General features: G+C 50.1%; 19 protein-coding genes. 6 read left to right on the top strand and 13 right to left on the bottom strand.

All coding sequences use genetic code 11. The features are described 5' to 3' along the window. Positions 1-98: 98 nt before the first annotated feature. The 7 genes from GO003_RS05675 to GO003_RS05645 form a co-directional block, all read right to left on the bottom strand. Positions 99-1,130, bottom strand: coding sequence for an SAM-dependent methyltransferase (locus GO003_RS05675; RefSeq protein ID WP_159652024.1), 1,032 nt, complete (start codon positions 1,128-1,130; stop codon positions 99-101). A gap of 156 nt (positions 1,131-1,286) precedes the next feature. After that, positions 1,287-2,054: a DUF1295 domain-containing protein gene (locus GO003_RS05670; protein ID WP_159652026.1), complete on the bottom strand. Its 768-nt coding sequence runs from the start codon at positions 2,052-2,054 to the stop codon at positions 1,287-1,289. Between the two features lie 16 nt (positions 2,055-2,070). Then, positions 2,071-2,589, bottom strand: coding sequence for a DUF2878 domain-containing protein (locus tag GO003_RS05665; RefSeq protein WP_159652028.1), 519 nt, complete (start codon positions 2,587-2,589; stop codon positions 2,071-2,073). Continuing rightward, positions 2,579-3,841 (bottom strand): SAM-dependent methyltransferase, encoded by a 1,263-nt coding sequence (locus tag GO003_RS05660; protein ID WP_159652030.1) that lies wholly within the window; start codon positions 3,839-3,841, stop codon positions 2,579-2,581. The genes GO003_RS05665 and GO003_RS05660 overlap by 11 nt, the downstream gene beginning before the upstream one ends. Before the next feature lie 15 nt (positions 3,842-3,856). Next, positions 3,857-4,615 carry a DUF1365 domain-containing protein gene (locus tag GO003_RS05655; protein ID WP_159652032.1) on the bottom strand — a complete coding sequence of 253 codons (759 nt, stop codon included), beginning with the start codon at positions 4,613-4,615 and terminating at the stop codon, positions 3,857-3,859. Next, a complete protein-coding gene (locus GO003_RS05650; protein ID WP_159652034.1) occupies positions 4,612-5,847 on the bottom strand; it encodes an NAD(P)/FAD-dependent oxidoreductase in 1,236 nt (411 codons plus the stop codon). Before GO003_RS05650 ends, GO003_RS05655 begins: the two co-directional genes overlap by 4 nt. Then, entirely contained in the window at positions 5,844-6,782 is a 939-nt protein-coding gene (locus GO003_RS05645) for an acyl-CoA desaturase (RefSeq protein ID WP_159652036.1), read from the bottom strand. The genes GO003_RS05650 and GO003_RS05645 overlap by 4 nt, the downstream gene beginning before the upstream one ends. A gap of 145 nt (positions 6,783-6,927) precedes the next feature. Here GO003_RS05645 and GO003_RS05640 point away from each other — a divergent pair, with 145 nt between their 5' ends. The 4 genes from GO003_RS05640 (at position 6,928) to GO003_RS05625 (ending at position 10,709) form a co-directional block, all read left to right on the top strand. Further along, positions 6,928-7,476 (top strand): nuclear transport factor 2 family protein, encoded by a 549-nt coding sequence (locus GO003_RS05640; RefSeq protein ID WP_159652038.1) that lies wholly within the window; start codon positions 6,928-6,930, stop codon positions 7,474-7,476. Further along, positions 7,449-8,015: a chalcone isomerase family protein gene (locus tag GO003_RS05635; RefSeq protein WP_159652040.1), complete on the top strand. Its 567-nt coding sequence runs from the start codon at positions 7,449-7,451 to the stop codon at positions 8,013-8,015. Before GO003_RS05640 ends, GO003_RS05635 begins: the two co-directional genes overlap by 28 nt. 278 nt (positions 8,016-8,293) lie before the next feature. Next, positions 8,294-9,505 carry an ABC transporter permease gene (locus tag GO003_RS05630; protein WP_159652042.1) on the top strand — a complete coding sequence of 404 codons (1,212 nt, stop codon included), beginning with the start codon at positions 8,294-8,296 and terminating at the stop codon, positions 9,503-9,505. A gap of 58 nt (positions 9,506-9,563) precedes the next feature. Then, on the top strand, positions 9,564-10,709 hold the full coding sequence (locus GO003_RS05625) for an ABC transporter permease (RefSeq protein ID WP_269144343.1): 1,146 nt from the start codon (positions 9,564-9,566) through the stop codon (positions 10,707-10,709). A gap of 124 nt (positions 10,710-10,833) precedes the next feature. Here GO003_RS05625 and GO003_RS05620 read toward each other — a convergent pair whose 3' ends face one another. Continuing rightward, the gene (locus GO003_RS05620; protein ID WP_159652046.1) at positions 10,834-11,649 is read right to left on the bottom strand and encodes a L,D-transpeptidase family protein; all 816 of its coding nucleotides are present in this window, start codon (positions 11,647-11,649) and stop codon (positions 10,834-10,836) included. Between the two features lie 460 nt (positions 11,650-12,109). Between GO003_RS05620 and tnpC the strand changes: the two genes are divergently transcribed. Together tnpC and GO003_RS05610 are read left to right on the top strand one after the other, a co-directional pair. Then, the gene (gene tnpC, locus GO003_RS05615) at positions 12,110-13,534 is read left to right on the top strand and encodes an IS66 family transposase (protein ID WP_159657603.1); all 1,425 of its coding nucleotides are present in this window, start codon (positions 12,110-12,112) and stop codon (positions 13,532-13,534) included. A gap of 150 nt (positions 13,535-13,684) precedes the next feature. After that, the gene (locus GO003_RS05610) at positions 13,685-14,227 is read left to right on the top strand and encodes a DUF2058 domain-containing protein (protein WP_159658500.1); all 543 of its coding nucleotides are present in this window, start codon (positions 13,685-13,687) and stop codon (positions 14,225-14,227) included. Between the two features lie 62 nt (positions 14,228-14,289). On the opposite strand, the gene GO003_RS05605 is transcribed toward GO003_RS05610, so the two are convergent. The 5 genes from GO003_RS05605 to GO003_RS05585 all read right to left on the bottom strand — a co-directional run bounded on the left by GO003_RS05605 (position 14,290) and on the right by GO003_RS05585 (position 19,860). Next, positions 14,290-14,622 (bottom strand): hypothetical protein, encoded by a 333-nt coding sequence (locus GO003_RS05605; RefSeq protein ID WP_159658499.1) that lies wholly within the window; start codon positions 14,620-14,622, stop codon positions 14,290-14,292. Between the two features lie 323 nt (positions 14,623-14,945). Further along, the gene (locus tag GO003_RS05600) at positions 14,946-15,314 is read right to left on the bottom strand and encodes a hypothetical protein (protein WP_159658498.1); all 369 of its coding nucleotides are present in this window, start codon (positions 15,312-15,314) and stop codon (positions 14,946-14,948) included. A gap of 248 nt (positions 15,315-15,562) precedes the next feature. After that, positions 15,563-17,290, bottom strand: coding sequence for a hypothetical protein (locus tag GO003_RS05595; protein WP_159658497.1), 1,728 nt, complete (start codon positions 17,288-17,290; stop codon positions 15,563-15,565). A gap of 202 nt (positions 17,291-17,492) precedes the next feature. Continuing rightward, positions 17,493-18,398, bottom strand: a complete 906-nt coding sequence (locus GO003_RS05590) for a hypothetical protein (RefSeq protein WP_159658496.1) — start codon at positions 18,396-18,398, stop codon at positions 17,493-17,495. A gap of 1,153 nt (positions 18,399-19,551) precedes the next feature. After that, positions 19,552-19,860: a response regulator transcription factor gene (locus tag GO003_RS05585; RefSeq protein WP_159658495.1), complete on the bottom strand. Its 309-nt coding sequence runs from the start codon at positions 19,858-19,860 to the stop codon at positions 19,552-19,554.

The following is a 19,860-nucleotide window of genomic DNA, read 5'->3' as shown; positions in this document are numbered from 1 at the left end:
TGCAGCAAAAACACCGAGTAGCGTCGCGCCACTGATCAGTAAAATTTGCCACAAAAACGCTTTGATCAGTTTATAGTGCAGACCTTGTTTTGGCATGATTATCCTGTTTTGGCAAACCGGTAATGAGCCACCAGCCACTCATTACCGCCGCGATATCCAAACAACTCGGCACAAGCCATAAAAAACAGTCGCCAGCGCTGCACCCATAACGCGGCTTCCGTCTTTCCGTAAGTTTCACCAAACAACTGTAAAATAGCCTCTTTGTGGGTATCCACATTATTAAGCCAGGCTTCAGAAGTTTGCTGATAATGCCGCCCCGAGACATCCCACTGACATTCGATAGATAACTGTGTTTGAAAATGCAGCAGCGTATCGCGGGCGGGCATCATTCCGCCGGTAAAAAAATACCGTCCCATCCAGTTGTCATCGCCTTCTGTTTCAAACGGATAGGCCAGATAGCGGTGGCAAAAAATGTGTACGAACAGCTTGCCGCCGGGCCTTAACCAGGACGCAACCTTATTTAAAAGGCTGTCGTAATTACGCATATGCTCGAACATTTCTACCGAAACGATACGGTCGAAGGTTCGATCCAGCGACAGTTGATTAACATCGCAGGTTATGACTTCGATATTGTTCAAACCGCGTTGACGGGCCTGTTCATTGATATATTCACGCTGGCTGTTGGAATTTGATACGGAGGTTATACGACTGCCGGGGTAATGCGCGGCCATCCATAGCGTCAAAGATCCCCAGCCGCAGCCTAATTCAAGCACATTCTGACCGTCTGTCAGTTCAGCCCGTTCGCAGCTGATGGTCAGCATCTTTGCCTCGGCTTCATCCAGGTTATCAGTCTCATGATCCCAATAGCAGGATGAATATTTTAGATGCTTACCTAAAGCGTACCGATAAAAAGCGGCCGGTACTTCGTAATGCTGTTGATTGGCTGCCTCGGTTTCTATCGCAATCGGGCTTAGCCTGAGTTCTGCCAATAAGTCACGGTAACGCTGACTTTGGCGTTCGACATCGTCGGCGAATTCTTCGTGCAAACGCTGTTTTAATAAACGTCTAATACCCCATCTAATGAGGGTATCGGGGACTTTTCCGGCTTCTGCCAGTGCGATCAAGCTCATCGTGAACCTCTTGGTTTTTGTAAGAAACGTTGCAACTACTCAGCGTAGATTGGATTAAGCGATAGCCGTAAACCCAACAGATGGGTTTTCGGCAGTTGAGTGCTTTGATTGCTGGATTAGGCCTGCCAACTAACCCAACCTACCCGGCGCTAACAGCTAAGCCTTGGGCCACCAAGGGAAAAACATGGGAGTGGTTTGTTGATAGAGCCTGTAATCCTCGCCCCGGCTTCGTAAAGCTTGCTGCTCTGTAAACGGAATACCGGTGAGGAAATACAAAAAGCAGAACATCACCACCGGCGCCAACCATAACCAATACTGATACTCACTGCCCCAACCCATTAAGGGATACGCAAACCAGTGCAGCCATTCGAAAAAATAATTGGGATGTCTTGAATAACGCCACCAGCCATTGCGACAGGTACGCCCCTTGTTATCAGGGTTTTTACGAAATTCAGCCAATTGCCGGTCGGCAGCCGCCTCGCCCCAAAAAGCCAGTTCGGCAATAACCAGCGCCAGCACAATCAACTGAGTAGATGGATTTTGGTTTTGGGCAACAGCGTAGAAAGGTAAAGACAAGAGCCAGATAAATCCGGCCTGCACTAAAAAAAAGCCTAAAAACCCTTTGGATGCGTTTTCTTTCATGGCCAAACGCATCGCCTTGTAACGGCCGTCTTCCTGTTCGCTGAATACGCGAAGAGCAAGATGACGCCCTAATCGCATAAACCAGACCATCGTCAATAAAGCCAGGCTCAATTGCAATAACACGGGTGCAGAACCGGTAAAAGCATACCAGGGCCCGGCAAACATCATACCGAATGCCCAGATGACATCGACAATCCCTGCATTGCGGTGGTTCTGCTGCCAGACCCAGGCCATCAGCATAGCGATCACGCTTAATACGCCGACCACGGTTAAACTAAACATTCAATACCTCCTGGTATCAAAGCGCTGATTTAAGTTTGATGGCTAACCACAGCAAAAACGGCACGACGGCTGCCCATGTTGCCCCCATCACCAGCCACCATAAATTTGAATCCGGGACAATTTGCACGGCGCCTAGTTTTTCTGCGCCCAAATAGGAAAGTGGACAGGCCACTCCGCTCATCAAGGCCCCCAGACTCCTGTTTGTTTGCAGCCAAGCCAGAGAATGATTGATTGTCAACGCCAGACCCGCCCAGAGCATCACTATCCAGAAAGGCGCCAGCCTTGGTGTTGCTGCGGCCTGAAAAACCAGCCAATCGAGTTTTACCCAAAACGTGTCAAACAGAAAACCCATGACCACCGCAACCAGCACCAATTGCACATCGCCTTTGGCATGACGCGCCGGCCGTGTCTGCCAGACGATAAACGCCAACAAGACCAGGCCTGCAGGCCAGTTATAGTCTGCTGCGGCACCGATTACCGCAGCAAACCACAAGGCTTGCATCCAGACCATGTTGAGAATGCGTTCATTTACCATTGTTTGGCAACCATTGTGCACGGCGGTTTCCGGGTTTAGCCCAGAGTAATTGAACATTGGAAATCGACTTTTCGCGGAACCCTCCTTCGCAGTAACACAAATAGAATTCCCACATTCGAATGAACGATTCACTGTAGCCTTGGGCTCTGACCTGTTCCAGCGAGCCCATAAAGCGCTCTCGCCAGCTTTTCAAGGTCATCGCATAACTCTCGCCCTGGTCTTCAAGATTGATCAAACGCATGTCCGTGCACCGTGCCGCACTGTCGACTATCGCGCTAATGCAGGGAATAAAGCTGCCTGGAAATATATAACGCTTGATAAAATCAACACTTTTTAAGGCTTGCTTGTAGCGCTGATCTTCAATGGTTATCGCCTGAATCAGAGCTAAACCATCCGGTTTGAGCAGTGCGGCGCATTGTTTAAGATAAGTATCCAGATACTGATGACCCACCGCCTCTATCATTTCTATGGAGACCAATTTGTCATACCGGCCTTGCAGATCCCGGTAATCTTCCATCACTATTTCAATGCGATCAGTCAGACCGGCATCGGCCACACGTTGTTTGGCGGCGTCATATTGTTCCTGTGAAATGGTCGTCGTTGTAATACGGCAGCCGTAATGACCGGCCGCATAAACGGCGAAGCCGCCCCAGCCGGTGCCTATTTCCAGCAAATGATCGTCCGGTTGCAGCGCCAGCTTCTGACAAATGCGGTCCAGCTTTGCGGTTGAGGCTTCTTCCAGGCTTAATTCCAGATCGTGGTAGGTGGCCGAAGAATACATGCCGTGTTGATCAAGAAACAATGCAAATAAATCATTGCCCAGATCATAGTGAGCCGATATGTTTCGTTTGGAGCCCTGCACTGAATTTTTATTGGCAAAATGCCAGAATTTAAGCAACAAACTGGCAAGCGCAGCCAAACCGCCTTCCATACTGTCCAGCAAATCACGGTTACGGACCAGAATCTGAATGACCCCGGTTAAATTATCCGCTTCCCAGCCATGATCCATGTACGATTCAGCGGCGCCTATCGATCCGTTCAGCGCGATCTGCCGGTAGAAATCCGGATTTTTCACCACAATTTTAGCGCTCAGGCCGTCCTTGGCCTTCTCTCCCAGCACCACAGTCTCCAGGGGATCCTGGATAGTCAGCTGGGCGTCTTTGATTCTTGAAAGCTTGTTCACAAACGCCTTTCTGAGCTGAAGATCAAGCTTTGTCGGAACAAGGTTCAACTCGGCTGTCGTTGCATTCATGGTGTTGTCTCCTGGTTACTCGATTATTTTTTCCGGATGGGGATAAAAAGGGATGCCCTTTAGCCAAAGCCTAAGTGCCTGCCAGTAAATAGCCGCTACGACTTTCAGCGTCATGAAAGGGTAATGCAAAGGGATGTTGAGCATGGTCTGCACGGTCAATGGTATGGTGTTGAGTAACAGCGTCGCGTCAAAACAAGGCACAGAATCCTGCTCCACTTCCATATGAATCGCCAGCTTCTTGTCCTGCAGGCTGAATCGCCAATGATAGTGCTGGTCCATCGGCATAAACGGCGAAACATGAAACAACTTGTCGAACCGAAACGACCACTTGTTAGCATGTTCCGGACTGTCCCGGGTATCCAGTAAATAACTGAACCGCTCATCCCAGGGTGTGTTGGTAATTTCGGCCAGGATAAACCGGGGTTGCTTGCAGTCATCCGGATAACAAAAGTAAAAACTGACCGGATTAAAACTGTGGCCCAGATAGCGCAAGTGCGTCAGCAAAATAATGCGCCCTTCAAACCAGGTTCCGGTTTGTTGTTGGATTCTGGATTTTACCGCATCGGCAATCGTCATTTGTGGATCGCCCAGGTAATCCGACCGGTAATAACTGACCAGGTTGAAGCGTTCATTGCTCCACCACCGGCTGTTGTTCATCACTTGCTCGACTTCATCAAGATCCAGCCAGGTCATGAATACCGGATAACGGAAGGCATGCGGCTTTGGTGCATACCGGCGATGCCTGACCCACCCTATCAATAAGCGACTGTTCATGTGTTGATCAGTGAAATGACATCTTGCGCACTGCGCGCACCGTCTTCATGAAATCCCCAACCCCAATAGGCACCTGCAAAATAAGTATTATTAAAGCCGTTGATTTGCCCTCGCCGTTTTTGTGCGGCAAGACTTGCCGCGTTGTAAACCGGATGGTGGTATGTCCGTTTAACCAAAATCTTGGCAGGGTCGATACGATCCGTGCAGTTGAGCGTCACCAGCAAGGGCTCGGGAGCATTGATATTTTGCAATAAATTCATGTAATAAGTGACTGTGCACCGCGCTTGTTCTTCGTCCAGTTTCAGTGCGTTCCAGCTGGCCCAGGCTTTGGGGTGCCTGGGCATCAACGCCGGATCGGTATGCAATACCGTTTCATTCAACTGATAGGTCATGTCACCTAAAATTTCCCGCTCCTTGTCACTGGCATCCGTCAGTATCTTTAAGGCCTGATCACTGTGGCAGGCCAATACAACCCGATCATAGGTTTGCGTATCTTGAAGACTGCTTATCGAGACCCCCTGATTATCACGTAGAACGGATTGAACAGGGCAGCCCAGCCTTAATTCGCCCTGGAATCGTTTTTTAAACGCTTCAACATAGCTGGATGATCCGCCCACAACCGTTCGCCATTCAGGCCGGTCACTGATCTTGAGCATTTGATGATTGGCCATAAACGCCACCAGATAACGCGCAGGAAACTGTCTGACTACGCTGGGCGGACCAGACCATAAAGCGCAGGCCATCGGCAAGATATGATCGTCGATAAAAGTCTGGCTGTAGCCGTTTGCATCCAGATAATCACCCAAGGCCAGCGTATCATCAGTTGATTCAAGCAGTTGCGGGGCTTCCCGGTAAAACCTGAAAATATCCGCAATCATCCGGTAAAAACGGGGCCGGACTATATTGCGCCGCTGGCAAAACAATTTATCCACAGTCGTTGCGTTGTATTCCAGCCCCGATTTGGCGTCGGTGACGCTGAAACTCATATCCGAAGACTGAGATTCCAGACCCAACTCTCTGAGAAAGCGGCAGAAATAATGGTAATGATGCTCGTTGAACACAATAAAACCGGTGTCCACAGGGTAAGTTCTTCCTTCAAGCGCAATATGGTGTGTGTCGGTATGGCCGCCCGCATAGGCATTGGCTTCGTAAAGCGTCACCTGATGTTTTTGACTCAAGTAGTGCGCCGCATAAATGCCGGAGATACCGCTGCCGACAATGGCGATTTTCATAGTGTCGACTCCCTGGCTATTAAATCGCTGGTCAAACGCTGATTGGGCACCGGCTGGAGATCCCAGATAAGGCCGGTCATAGCCATCAATTTTAAAATGTAATAACTGATGTCGATTTCCCACCAGAAGAATCCCTGGCGAGCTGAAACTGGATAATGATGATGATTGTTATGCCACCCTTCACCCAAAGTAAGCAGTGCAATAAAAAAGTTATTGCGGCTGTCGTCTTCAGTCTTGTAGCGCTGATTACCCCAAACATGCGCTAATGAATTGACAAACAAGGTGCAATGGATCAGCACGATGGACGATACAAAGTAGCCCCAAATCACCATTTGCCAACCGCTGGTATTCAACTCGGGGTAAGCACTGCCCAGCCAGTTGCCCAAACCCAGTAGTCCAAAGGCGTACAAGATAGGCATGATGATGTCAAACCGATCCAACCAGCGTAATTCCGGATATTTGAGTAAATCCCGTACCCACGACTCGCGAGTATTGAAGTGTTTCAAACAAAGAAACCAGCCCATGTGACTCCATAAAAAGCCGTGTCTGGGACTATGAATGTCCTGGTCTTTATCCGAATAGCGATGATGCCGGCGATGATGCGATGCCCACCAGATAGGCCCACGCTGCGTGGCGGTAGCGCCCAGTAAGGCGAACAGAAATTGACAAACGCGGCTGGTTTTAAAGGCTTTGTGAGAAAAATAGCGGTGATAGAATGCGGTGATCGCAAACATCCGTATGCCATAGGAAAAAAAGGCTACCCACAAGGCAACCGGACTCCAGCCAACCACTAGCACGAATAGACAGGCAAGGTGCATTAATACAAAGGGTATGACACGCAGCCAGTCTATAGTTTCTCCAACATTATCTGTTTCTTTGACATGACTGTTATCAAACCAGCTGAGAAATTTGATTAACGGGTTTGGCATTTGCATGGATGTTTTCCTTTTCTGTACTTTCTTTGGTGGCCATTGTACGGGTATGCCGCGTGAAAATTGCGTGAACGTATTTTACAAAATTGTTCACGCAAAACTGCATCGGGTGTTGTAATACTGCGCTTGAAAATAAACGAGGTATTGCATGACTAACGTTCCTATTTGGATATTGATTGCCGCACTTTTCCAGGGCTGCAGCGCCGTAGACCCCAACCCGGTTGAAGAATATTTATCCTTGATAAATCCGGAACCGGATGCCGCACAAAACGGGCGAATACAGCCGTTTGTTAAGCTTTACAGTGGCCTCAATGAAGGCCCTCTGGCGCAAAAAGTAGGCGACACGTATGCTGAAGAACTCTACTTTAACGACACGCTGGTCACTTTACACGACCGTAAATCTTTACTGCGTTACATGGAACAGACTCAAAGCAACCTGGATAGCATATCACTGGAAGTGTTGGGTGTTCAGAGTCAGGGTGACGACGTGTTTGTAAGATGGATTATGGCTACCGGGTTTACGGTGATGGGTCAGGACCGGCAAGTCACGTCCATAGGCATGAGTCATTTGCGTTTTAACAGCGACAACAAGATTGTTTTACATCAAGACTACTGGGACAGTATGCAGGGCTTGTATCTGCACATTCCCGTTATTGGAGGCTTTTTACAATGGTTAAAAAACGGCTTACACGACTGATAAGTTGCCCGGGCTTGCTGCTGCTGTTGCTAAGCAACACGGTTTACGCAACCGAGCAATTACCCTCTCAATTGACGTCCGAAAAAGTGGCCTTATCGCGCTGCAGTGAGGCAGAACTCAAAGCGTTCCGGTGGATTCATGTCGGCTATGCGGCCGTTTATTTGCAATCCTGTGATGGCTTGAACGACATATTTTCCGAAACGCCCAAGCGATTGCGTTTTGTGTATGAAAAGTCCATTCCAGCCAACGCGTTTAAAGAAGCTTCAGAGGAATATCTCAAATTGAATCTGGGTCAGCAATTTGAAGATTGGCGCGCATCATTTGCCGAGTTCAACCAGGGTTACCGTGACATCAAGGACGGCGATTATTACGATTTGATCTACACGCCCAAACAAGGCCTATCGTTATTTCTGAATGACACGTTGATGACAAAACTGGATGATCCCGAAAAAGGGCTGGCCTATTTCAACATCTGGTTTGGCAAGGAACCGTTTTCTACCGATCTCAAGCGTTCGCTGCTTTCGCCCCAAAAACCCTGAAATCAATACGCTTAGCCTGCCCCGGTCAGAGAATGCCGGGGGATTGGATTGCCGAGGTCCAGAAGCCATGGATGGGGTCGGACATTCACTTCCTTTTGACCTCCGTTTCCAGTGATTCCAGCATTTCCTCATCCCGAGCCGCGTCGTTTTTACTGATTTCCAGACGGCTAGCGTCGTCCTGCAATCAATATCATGTGTCTTATAATCGTGTTTTAATGTCCGTGAATTAAAGACCCCGTGTTTATGTTAATTATTCACTTATTTGATTAATCGACTTCATGCTATTTCGAGACACCACGACACACGCATTAACGGCAATCAAAGCGCAACCGGTCCGTACTGCATTGATCATTCTGGCGATGAGTATCGGCATTGCCTCCGTTTCCGTTCTAACGGGCCTCGGAGAAAGTGCCCGCCGGTATATCGTTAACGAGTTCGAAGGATTAGGCACACATTTGCTGATCATTCTGCCCGGCAGGACCGAAACAATAGGAGGACATCCCCCATTAATGGGAGAAACGCCGCGCGATCTGACGCTTGAAGATGCCTATGCGTTATCAAAAAGCCGTTATCTGGCGGCTATCGCACCGATATCAATCGGCAACGCGCCGGTATCGGTGATGGATAAAAATCTTGAACGGGAAGCCAATATCATGGGCTCGACGCATGCGCTTCAGCAGGTCCGGCACTTGACTATGGGACAAGGCCGATTCCTGCCGGAAAGCACTCAAGGCCGAAGTCAACAGGTCTGCGTGATTGGGCATAAACTGCAACAGGAATTGTTCCCGACGCAGCCGGCATTAGGCCAGTGGATTCGCATCAACGACCGGCGTTTTCGCGTAATAGGCATACTGGCTCAGGAAGGGCAGTCTATCGGCGTAGGCTTTGACGAAATTGTCATTGTGCCGGTCGAAGCCGCTCAAGTCTTATTTGATACCAACGGTTTGTTCCGGATCTTAGCCGAAGCAAAATCCAAGGCGGCTATTGCCCCCGCCATGGAACAGATTAAAACCATCATCAAGGCACGCCATGAGGGCGAGGAAGATATCACGGTCATTACTCAGGACAGCGTCGTTGCCACCTTCGATAAAATTCTGACCGCACTAACCTATACGGTATCCGGCATCGCCGCAATCAGTCTTTCCGTCGCTGGCATCCTGGTCATGAACGTGATGCTGGTCAGCGTCTCACAAAGAACTGCTGAAATCGGTTTGCTTAAAGCGCTGGGCGCAACAAAGCAACAGGTTATTGCCTTGTTTCTTGCGGAAGCAGTCTTGCTCTCAATTGCAGGTGCTTGTGTTGGCCTGATTTTGGGTGAAGTTTCATTTCTGGGTCTTGCGCGTATCTATCCACAATTTCCGTTTTATCTGCCGGGCTGGGCTACGCTGGCGGCCTTAACCGTTTCATTAGTCACCGGATTAGTGTTCGGCATCTTGCCGGCCAGAAAAGCGGCAAACCTTGATCCCATTTCGGCACTGGCCAAAAGGTGAATGTGTGTATTGGTCCGATCTGATCCGATTATCATTTCAAACCCTGAACGCTCACAAAATGCGCTCATCGCTTACCGTACTCGGCCTGATCATCGGCATTGCATCCGTGATTGTTTTAACCTCCATCGGCAGCGGGATTCATCAATTCGTTTTGACTGAATTCACCCAATTCGGAAGTCATTTGATCTCGGTTACTCCCGGAAAAACAACAACCTTCGGTTTATCCGGCGCAACCATCAGCACCGTCAGGCCGCTGACGCTGGATGATGCTCAAAGCCTGGGCCAACTAAGACACATTATCGCCGCCATGCCTATGGTGCAAGGTAATGCCGCCATTCAAAGCGAGCGCAAAGAGCGCCGCGCCAACGTGTTTGGCGTCAGCGTGGCCTTACCCGTGATATGGAAAGTCAACACCACCAGCGGCCGCTTTCTTAGCGGCCAGGCAGGTGACAGCAGCCGGAATCAGGCAGTGCTTGGCAGCACCTTGAGAAAAGAATTGTTTGGAACGGAAAATCCTTTAGGAAAACGTATTCGAATCGGCAGTGATCGTTTTCGTATAATCGGCGTATTGGCACCCAAAGGCCAAATGCTGGGTTTTGATTTGGACGACACGATTTTCATTCCAGCAGGCAAAGCGCTGGAAATGTTCAACCGGCAAGGGTTGATGGAAATAAATTTGCTTTATGACAGCCGAAGTTCGGTTGAAGAAATGGAAGCCGCCATTAAAGCCCTAATGATACAGCGTCATGGCTTTGAAGACTTTACCATCGTCACGCAGGACCGCATGCTTAAGACGCTAAACTCGGTTTTGTCCATACTCACCCTGGGTATCGGCGCGCTGGGTGGAATCTCCTTACTGGTAGGATCGGTCGGTATTTTAACCATGATGACCATTGCCGTAACCGAGCGCATCCCTGAAATCGGATTATTGAGAGCGATAGGCGCTGAACGCCGCGATATTTTCAAACTGTTTTTGACCGAAGCCTTGGCGCTCAGCCTGGCAGGCGGTATCGCAGGTATCTCTTTCGGACTTGCGCTGGTGCAATCGATAAAACTCCTGTTTCCGGCCTTACCCATTGAATTGGCCGGATCGTATGTTGCCCTGGCATTGGTTGTATCATTGATGATAGGCATCATTGCCGGCGTCATTCCAGCACTCCGAGCGGCAGGATTAAATCCGTTAAATGCACTACGCGCCGAGTGATCCGATAACAGTTAGGATGGGCAGCGCTTTTCTGCCCATCATCTCAAATCATGGCGTTAACTCCGCCTGGGCAAAAAAGCGTTGCCCACTCTACTTGGCCGGCTAACAAAATCCGGCCTTAAAATCACAAGCCCTTTTTTGCGGACTTCTCCACCGGTGAAAGGGCTTTGATTTCACGGGAAATGTTCCAATAGAGTTCATGGGTCCATTCCGGAAGACCAAAGATGCCAGCCTCCAGAGGATAGGTCCTGGGGTCATGCGGAGCAATCACGACTTTCATATTATCGGTACCCACTTGCGCGGCTAGAACGAACAGTTCTTCTATCGCTTCATCGCCCATGGCCAGGCAACCGATAGAGGCGGCTTTGCCATGAATGAAAATATCCGACCCCGGATGGGCACGCCCTTCCTGCCAGGCATGAAAGAGATCGAATTCGTTGGGGTAATTTAATTTCATCGACAAGTGGTAATTGCTGTTGGGATTGAGTCCCACGATGCGGTAAATTCCTTCCGGCACTTGTTTGTCGCCTTGGCGCAATTTGGGACCGGCCACGCCACTGGCCGCCTGGATGTTATAGTCGCGAATAAAACGGAACTCGCCGCTATCTTTGGCCCAGAGTTCCAGTTTCCTTTCCTGTTTCAAGGCGATGAAGGTGACTTCCCGAGGGGGATAAGCCACCTTGGCCTTGGCGAAATAATGGGCGAGTTTGTTTGTCGCATACGGGCCGTATGCTTGCAGAACATCCTCCACAGTCCGTTGATCGGGCATCGGCGGAGGCGGCAGGTAATACAGATTCCGATCGGCTCGTGCCTGAGGTTTGACCGCTTTAGTAGCGCTTTCCTTGCTGGTGCTGACCGTCTTTACGGGTTTGTGCCCGGAACATGCGCTGAGTAATCCTGTCAAAGCCAAGCCGGCAATGATTATGGCTATTGATTTCATAATTTCCGCTGAAAAAAGTGTTTACCGGCATAGTTTAGGTAAAGCACCCTCTGCCCGCAAGCCTGGGGCCCAGATAAAATGGGGCTTATTCAAAAAATGATGGACAACATTGATAAAATAGTTAGACTTTTAAAAGAAATCCTATTGCCCGGTTCACTTGGACGGGTCATGTTGTCAGCTAGAAAAAACGTAACTACTCAGCGTAATTTTTTCAAAAAATAAAAAATAATGCTTGACACGTTTTTTCGCAAATAACCGTAATTTTAAGCAATTCATCGAAAGGCTTTAGGCTTGCTATTTATAGCCTCCAGCTCGTTCAAGAAAAGCCGGAGAGCTTTACAAGCACAGCAGATTGCTTACCCATACCTTTCGTGGCGCTTAGGTCATCCTCGAAGGCAAAATTCGAGTTCTGAAACCGGCCTTATAATAGCGTCATTCCAAACGGTTTACGGTATTTAATTTGACAGTCAATGACATTGACGTGGAAGCCACGATCAAAACTGCTCAGCAATTGCTTGCCGAGGAATCGCAATTGTCACCGGCTTTTCGTTCGGTATTGGCCGTGCTGATTCTGCTGGTGCAGATCATGGCGGGCCGTTTGAACTTGAACAGCCGTAACAGTAGCAAGCCACCTTCATCCAATCGGTTTGGCAATAGCGGAAAAGGTGATAAAGGGGACTCCGGCAAAAAAACCGGAGGTCAACCGGGGCGCATTGGCACCACGCTGGAAAAGAGTGATAATCCCGATGTGATTAAACCCCTGACGGTCGACCGAAGTCTTTTGCCGCCCGGCGACTATACGGTGGTCGGTTTCGACTCTCGCCAAGTGTTTGATATTGACATTCGACGCGTCGTGATCGAATACCAAGCCGAAATCTTGGAAAATCTGCAGGGGCAACGCTTTACAGCGCCCTTTCCAGCGGGTGTGACTAAAGCCGTTCAGTACGGCAACGGCGTCAAAGCCCAGTCGGTGTATTTGTCGCAGTATCAATTGATTCCCTATAACCGGGTCCAAGAGCATTTTCAGGAGCAACTGGACTTGCCCATCAGCGAAGGATCGATTTTTACCTATAATCAACAGGCCTATGAACTGCTGGAGCAGTTTGAGCAAAAGCTGATCGCCAAACTACGCCATACGCGGGTCATTCATGCCGATGAGACCGGCATCAATATCAATGGCAAAAACCGCTGGTTACACTGCGTGTCCAGTCCGCTGTGGACGCTGTATTATGCGCATGAAAAACGCGGACTGGAAGCCATGGCAAGCTTACCCCTGTTAACACGGTTTACCGGTATCCTGGTTCACGACCATTGGAAACCGTATTTCAAACTCATTTGTCAGCATGCCTTATGCAATGCCCATCACTTACGGGAATTGGCTTTTGCCCATGAAGAAGAGGGGCAGGCCTGGGCAAAATTGATGATTGATCTATTAGAAGACATTCTGGATGAGGTTTATTCACAGGGCGGGAGGTTAACTGAAGATCAAGCCGTTCAGTACCGCGAACAATACCGGGCACTAGTGAAGCAGGCGGAGTTGGAATGCCCGCCACCGCCAGAGCCGGAAGGAAAAGACCGCAACAAGAGGGGCCGCATCAAACGGAGCAAATCCCGAAATTTACTGGAACGATTGCGCGATTTTGAGCAAGAAACGCTACGCTTCATGACCGACGAGGAGGTATCCTTTACCAATAATCAGGGGGAAAATGATATTCGCATGACTAAGTTGCATCAGAAAATTTCCGGTTGCTTCCGATCTATGGAAGGGGCGAAAATCTTTTGCCGTGTGCGGAGTTATTTATCGACTTGCTGTAAAAACGATGTCTCTGCCACCAATGCACTGACTCTGCTTTTTGAAGGCAGATTACCGGACTTTATTCTTTAACGGCATGAGCGCGTGATCATGCCAACCAATATCATATTTGGGATGGTTGTTAATTACGCTGAGTAATTACGAAAAAACAAACAGAAAAAGCCGGATTGAAACATTTGTTTTTTATTTCACTTTGAAATACGGGGTTACGTAGATCGTAAAATGAAACTTTCATTACAAGAACAATTACTTAAATCTGGCTTGGTAAGCTCGGCTCAGGCCAAAAGCGTTAAATCCGATAAACGCAAACAAACCCAGCAGCAGCGTAAAAATAACGTTGAAGTGGTTGATGAGGCTAAAGAGCTGGCTCAAAAAGCCCAAGCCGAAAAGCTGGAGCGCGATCGAGAGCTTAATCAAATACGGCAGCAGCAGGAAGAGCAAAAACAGTTGGCTGCCCAGATCAAACAGATTATTGAATTAAACCGGCTGCCCACAGCGGGTGATGGCTTGGCTTATAATTTTACGGACAATAATAAAGTTAAGCGGATTTATGTCTCAACTGAAATGCGGGATCAGATTGCCGAAGGCCGGCTTGCCATAGTCAAGCTGGGGCAATCTTATGAAGTGGTATCTTCCGAAGTAGCAAGAAAAATACTGTCGCGCGATGCAGCCAGCGTGATCGTTTTTAACGTCGAAAAAAAGAACGCCGATACCACCGATGATGCTTATGCGCAATACCAGATTCCTGATGATTTGATCTGGTAATGACCGGAAACCACTGCCCTTTGACCCGCACAGGACGAAAGTTTTTTTCTGTTATAACTACTTTATTCGGCTAACAGAGCCGCAATAGCAGACTTGGCATTACACTGAGCGGTTATTTGAGCTAACTGTCCTTCATCCAACCGATGTTTGATCGCATCAGCGCCATTGAAATCAAATACTTGATAATCCTTTTTGGCAAAGGTAACGATCTGGCATTTCTTGAATGGCTGATTTTCAAAGGGCATCTCAGTGACCGTCAGTTTTAAGGGTTCAGCCTCTTCGGAACCGGGCGCATAAATTATAAAGTCACCTTTCATCGCCAGCACCGCACGGTATTGATTGGCAGTCGTCAAATACAAATAGCCGACCTCAACGTCTTTTTCTTTTAATCTCATCTTGCCAAATTCCTTGATTTATTCAGCATAAGGTTGGATTTCCTGCAATTGGCAACCCAACCATTATCGCCATGGCCTTGAAATGTTGGGTTGGCTTACGGCTATAACCTGTTCTAATCTACCTTGAATATAAAATTCTCCCCTACACAATTGAGGGAAAGTCATAAAATATCATGCCTCGCTTATCAGCATTTGGACGCCCGTTTCAGTTTCCGGTAACAATAAGTGAAAACAAAAACACCTATACCCTTTGCTTGATTTGAGCGCGGCCCTGGGCCCTGCTTCCATCACTTGCCTTGTATAGAAGAGGGCCAGACAATTCATTACCGGCCGCGACCACCGCCCATACCTCCGCCCATGCCGCCGCCATGCGGCCCCATTCCCTGACCTCCTTTTTGCATCATATCATTCTGCCGAGCTCTCTCCTGCATTTCCTGATGTTGTTGCATTTGCATTTGCTGTTGCTGCTGCAAACGCTCCTGCTCTTCCGTCATGGTGCGGTTCTGTTCGCGCTGTTGTAACTCTTGATCAGACTGCATGTATTCTCGGCTCTGAATCTGCTCACGCTGCTGCTGTTGAAATTGCTGCTGTTGCTGCACGCGAGGTTGGTCCGTTTCAGCAAACGCATTAAACGCGAATGCAGCCAGAAATAGGCCGGTAATACCGGCATCGTTCAGGTGTTTCATGTTCATGATTTAAACCTCACGAATAATGGCTTGTTAAAAAAGGCTTTCTTGCCGGACCCGTAATTTTTTTCATTAGGAGGTCAGACATGATTTTTTCGTCCGACGTTTCTAAAATTCAACTCGATAAATGTTTTGAAAAATTTAAATTGTCGTTCAATTATCGGACATTGAAAGGTTGGGCAACAATAAGGCTGTTGCCCAACCTGACTCGGAGACTAAAGCAACGATAAGCCGGAAGGGGAAGATTCCCCGATTTATTTTGGCACGCGGGTTTGGTAAATACCGGCCATAGCTTCTTCTTCAGTGCCACCTTCAATGCCCATCTTTGCATTAACGACCAGCCAGTCCCCGCGGAGACTTTCGCGCTCGATACCCAGCTCAGTGACCTTTGAGCCCGCCGGCGCTTCAGGATCGATCTTCTGCCCGTCTGTCCGCGTATCGAGCACAGTGATGATGTCCTGCCCCGGATGCCGGTTGAGATAAATGCCCACTAGCCGCGCATGAAACGGCGATGGCGGAACCGAACCCACGCCATCCCCGCTGTGACAGGACCCGCAGGCCCCCTGCTCACCGCCACTTGCGACGGCTTTGAAGGCGGTGGCTTGGCCCGACACCGCGACAAAGGCGGACGAACGCCAGCGCGTAAGCTCGCCATCGTCCTCGGCGCCTTCCTCGGAGTGACCACCACCCACGCAAGGGGTCTTGCCGGAGTAGTTCCAGAACAGGAACTCATCGAAGCGCGCCTTGGTCTTGGCCACTGTCCGCGTAGTGCCGCCCAGTGTGTCGTGGACGAAGATGCCCTGGTTCACGGGGACCTTTTTTTCCTGCCAGCAGCCCGTCTCGTCACAGGTGCTGTTCTCATCCCCGATGATCTCTCCCGTGTCTTCGCACACAAGCTTTTGGTTGCAGTAGTCGATGCGGTCTTTGTTGCCTTCCGTCGGGCAGTACAGACGCACCGTCCGGGTCTTCGCCCCCCAGGCGCCCCAGAAGCCTACGAAACGACCGTCGAACGCGCCGCCCTCCCCAAGATTGTTAAAGGTGCTCTTGACACCCTCTCCGGGAACCCGTCCGCCGATGCTGACGAGGGTCTTGAGTGACGGTGTTTGCGCCAGCGGCGCCAGATAGATGCCGCCCAGGGTCGGTTTCTCCTCGTCGTCGAAACCGGCGAACACTACCCTGCCGTTCGCCGCGCTGGGCGGTGAGGTGGAGCCGAACACCTGAGTGGTGCCAGGAATTTTAGTGACGATATTGTTAGCGATCAGCACAACGGGATTCGTTCCTCCACCGGATCCACCGTTGATGTCACTGTCGACCAGATTGCGGTAGAACACTCCGGTTTTACCGACGTTGTCCACCGTGAAATTGCCTTTGAACACGATGGTGCTTCCGCCGGTCACCGCCGGTGCGCCGGGAAAAACGTCGAACATGGTGAGAGACTGGAGGCCGGGGACTGCGAAGAACCCTAGGCCGGGTACTGCGCCGAGTTTAGCGGCGCCGGTGATCAGATCGCCGAAGGGGTTGGTGTAGACGCCCGTGGTCCCAGCCCGAGTCTCATCACCCTCAGAGCCGTATGTCCACACCGGCTGGTGATTGCCGCGGGTAGCGATGGTGTCCGACAACATGTCGATGCGCGGGAAGGACGGGGTCTCGACAAATTTGGTGCCGAGGTTGTTCGGCTGGGGAACCTCTGTCTTCCGGTCGAGGATTCTAACGATGGGGCTGTTGGCCACTCTCATATCGCGGGTGTAGATACCGTGAACGGGCTGGTTACCGTGCTCGGTGTCTATGCCGCCGTTACCGCCATCGCTCGCAGCCGGTCCAACGGTGGTCGCCTCGCCCTCACCGACGTGGCCGCCGCCCGTGTCTCCCGGCCCCCCATGACTGCGAGCCCGGATGACCACCAGACCGTCGAGGTTCACCGAGGGCTGGTTGTAGCTGTTGAACTTTTTCTGGCTCGGGGGCATCACGTCGTTGTTGTTCACGACCGTGGTCCATGTGAACCAGGGGGGCGCCGGAGGCTGTTTAGCGAAAGCCGCAGCTGCTCCGACTCCCAGGATGGCAAATATTGAATGTACAAGGTATGTCTTCATGGTCTTGCTCCTTTATCCCTTCTGAATAAGCCTAAAAAGGCTGGGAAAGTATGTTGACTCGCCCAGCCTTGCTTGCTAACCGAAATTAGATTGCTTATTTCGATGATTTACCGCCACCTTTTCCTATTACCGTCGTGATCTCGGTGACACTGTTGTTGTTCTTGTTCACGTCGTGATCAGCTGTGACAGTCGCCGTCCAAGTGACCGTGGTTTTGTAGCTAATACTGAAAGCCTCGGTCCAACTCTTACTGGTTCCGGGTGTGAGCGTGAAGATGTAGGACCGGGGGAAGGTCGGTATGGAGACTCCCTTAGCGTCGACGGCAGTTAGTAGCACGCTGCCTGTTGCCGTATCCGGACCTGCGTTCGCAACGGCCAAGGTGAATTCCCTGCCCTCCGTGCCCGCTACCATGCGCACGGGCACTTGCAGCCCAGAATCCGCGCTGATTGAGACGTCATAATGGATGTCACTAGAGGCATCACAGGTCTGCGCAGTCGCGAAGTCTTCCGGCAATGGCCAGCTGTGCAAGTAGTTGATGACCCCACGGGCATCGTCGGCTGCTGTAGCGAAACCACCAATGTTAGATCCCATCCAATGAGTATCGGCCTTAAGTTCAGGCACTGCGTCCAGGGTAGGGCCTTGAGCTCTGTAGAAAGTGGGGTACGAGGGATTAGAATCCAACACACCCAAATACTCGGTCCAACCTGGCTGAGGAGCGCCGGCGGGAATGTAGGCCGGTGCGGGCAACGCCCCGAAGTGCGCGCCACGGTCATGGGTAAAGTTTCCGCCCGTGGCTCCGTAGTCGAGGAAGCACTTCTTGACCATTGTGATCACGCCCATCACCTCTTCCTTGACCTCGATGCACTTCTTGGGTAACGTGGTTGTCACGCTTTCGTCCGTGAGGCCGAGGATCTGATTCAGATAGACCACCATGTCCACGCTGACCTTGCCCCCCCTTGTCGGAGGCTGCGCCAATGCCCACGGCAGCGATGTCGAGTTCATCCGCTGGCAACTCAATCGGAGCGGATTCAGCGCCTAGATAACCATTCAGCATGAGTTGTTTGTAGATAGCCAAGTTCTGTAGCGGCGAGTCGATGGCAGCCGACTCAACAACGCCATCCGTAACGGTGCTGGTCACCATCCGCCCGGCAGCATCCCGGGTGACGCAGTCGGCTGTGGACAGCCGGACAACGACGTCCTCCAACTGCTGATCAAACACCGAGGCTGGCGAGCGCGCCACATTGGTACGGCCGAACTCAATCTCCTGTGTGAAAGTTTCATAACCGGGCATGACTGCGCAGGTACCGGGATCGACAGGAATCAGGCGACAGTCCGAAGTTTCCGGTATGTTTATACAGCCGGGGAAGGAAGCGGCCGCAAGAGGCTGCTGACAGGAATCTGCGGTAAGAACGGGAATACCGTCAGCGTTGCGATAGAGGACGAAAAGATCCCCTAAATCCGGGGCCTCGCTGCCACCACCACCGTCTCCTCCACCAGAACCTCCCCCACCAGAACCTCCTCCACCACCGCCGACTCCGCTAGCCGGAGCAGCAAATACACTGGTACTCATTACGCATAATCCTATTAAAACTGCCGCAGCCAGGATCTTAGGCTGGAATTGTTTTAGCGTTTTCATAATAACTCTCCTGTGTTTATATTGATATTGATTCGGTAATAACAAGTTTTATCCTGTTTCGAATCAGACCCGTTTTATTTTTATTATGTTGGTGACGGGTTTAAGGGTGCAAACTTCAATATCACTAAATCAGAATGTATTAAATCAGATAACAAACAAATAAACGATACGTGCAAATACCTAGACAACCCCAAAAAAATTGGGTTTTTAATTTTCGAATAAAACCTGTCTTGGCCTTGACATTCTCAACAGACTCAAATGGGCGGTCATCGATAAAAGCTGCACGCTTTAAACAGTTTTCGCTATGAATGCATTTAATTTGAATGCAGGATGCCTTTATAGAAGCTGTGAAATATGCGCTTCCGTGGAACACAGCGATGAAGCATTTCATCAAAAACTAATAAATTTATACTCCCTAAATAGAGTAAAAGACAATCACTTAAAATAGAGTATTAAAGGGTATGAAATGGATATATAAAATACCCATTCGGGGGAAATTAGACTGATTGTAGTCTTATCTTATTCGGTCAATGACTTTAGGTAATTTTGAAGATTGGCTGCCTTGCCGTCCAAGCCTAATTTCTTGCGGATGTGTTTCCGGTGGATACTGACGGTTCCCGGCGAGATATTTAAGGTCATAGCGATGACCTTTGTGGATAACCCCTGCCTGAGCAATAACGCCACCTGCATCTCAACGGGGGTCAAGTGGTGGAGGGCCGCGGATAGCGTAGTGGCCCCCCCGTAGGAGTCCACCAGATGCTGGAGATTGGTTTCAAGAATACTGATCAGGCGGGTGCTTTGACGCCGTCCGGCACTGGCCCCTTTCAA

The sequence above is a fragment of the Methylicorpusculum oleiharenae genome (assembly GCF_009828925.2).
GTDB lineage: Bacteria > Pseudomonadota > Gammaproteobacteria > Methylococcales > Methylomonadaceae > Methylicorpusculum > Methylicorpusculum oleiharenae.
The sequence above is the reverse complement of the archived record's forward strand: the minus strand, read 5'-3'. Positions and strand labels throughout refer to the sequence as shown.

What these genes read in the sequence shown, in the direction of transcription:
- GO003_RS05675 (WP_159652024.1), bottom strand. Translation starts at nt 1,130, where the DNA reads ATGAGCTTGATCGCACTGGCAGAAGCCGGAAAAGTCCCCGATACCCTC.
- GO003_RS05670 (WP_159652026.1), bottom strand. Translation starts at nt 2,054, where the DNA reads ATGTTTAGTTTAACCGTGGTCGGCGTATTAAGCGTGATCGCTATGCTG.
- GO003_RS05665 (WP_159652028.1), bottom strand. Translation starts at nt 2,589, where the DNA reads ATGGTAAATGAACGCATTCTCAACATGGTCTGGATGCAAGCCTTGTGG.
- GO003_RS05660 (WP_159652030.1), bottom strand. Translation starts at nt 3,841, where the DNA reads ATGAATGCAACGACAGCCGAGTTGAACCTTGTTCCGACAAAGCTTGAT.
- GO003_RS05655 (WP_159652032.1), bottom strand. Translation starts at nt 4,615, where the DNA reads ATGAACAGTCGCTTATTGATAGGGTGGGTCAGGCATCGCCGGTATGCA.
- GO003_RS05650 (WP_159652034.1), bottom strand. Translation starts at nt 5,847, where the DNA reads ATGAAAATCGCCATTGTCGGCAGCGGTATCTCCGGCATTTATGCGGCG.
- GO003_RS05645 (WP_159652036.1), bottom strand. Translation starts at nt 6,782, where the DNA reads ATGCAAATGCCAAACCCGTTAATCAAATTTCTCAGCTGGTTTGATAAC.
- GO003_RS05640 (WP_159652038.1), top strand. Translation starts at nt 6,928, where the DNA reads ATGACTAACGTTCCTATTTGGATATTGATTGCCGCACTTTTCCAGGGC.
- GO003_RS05635 (WP_159652040.1), top strand. Translation starts at nt 7,449, where the DNA reads ATGGTTAAAAAACGGCTTACACGACTGATAAGTTGCCCGGGCTTGCTG.
- GO003_RS05630 (WP_159652042.1), top strand. Translation starts at nt 8,294, where the DNA reads ATGCTATTTCGAGACACCACGACACACGCATTAACGGCAATCAAAGCG.
- GO003_RS05625 (WP_269144343.1), top strand. Translation starts at nt 9,564, where the DNA reads ATGCGCTCATCGCTTACCGTACTCGGCCTGATCATCGGCATTGCATCC.
- GO003_RS05620 (WP_159652046.1), bottom strand. Translation starts at nt 11,649, where the DNA reads ATGAAATCAATAGCCATAATCATTGCCGGCTTGGCTTTGACAGGATTA.
- GO003_RS05610 (WP_159658500.1), top strand. Translation starts at nt 13,685, where the DNA reads ATGAAACTTTCATTACAAGAACAATTACTTAAATCTGGCTTGGTAAGC.
- GO003_RS05605 (WP_159658499.1), bottom strand. Translation starts at nt 14,622, where the DNA reads ATGAGATTAAAAGAAAAAGACGTTGAGGTCGGCTATTTGTATTTGACG.
- GO003_RS05600 (WP_159658498.1), bottom strand. Translation starts at nt 15,314, where the DNA reads ATGAACATGAAACACCTGAACGATGCCGGTATTACCGGCCTATTTCTG.
- GO003_RS05590 (WP_159658496.1), bottom strand. Translation starts at nt 18,398, where the DNA reads ATGAACTCGACATCGCTGCCGTGGGCATTGGCGCAGCCTCCGACAAGG.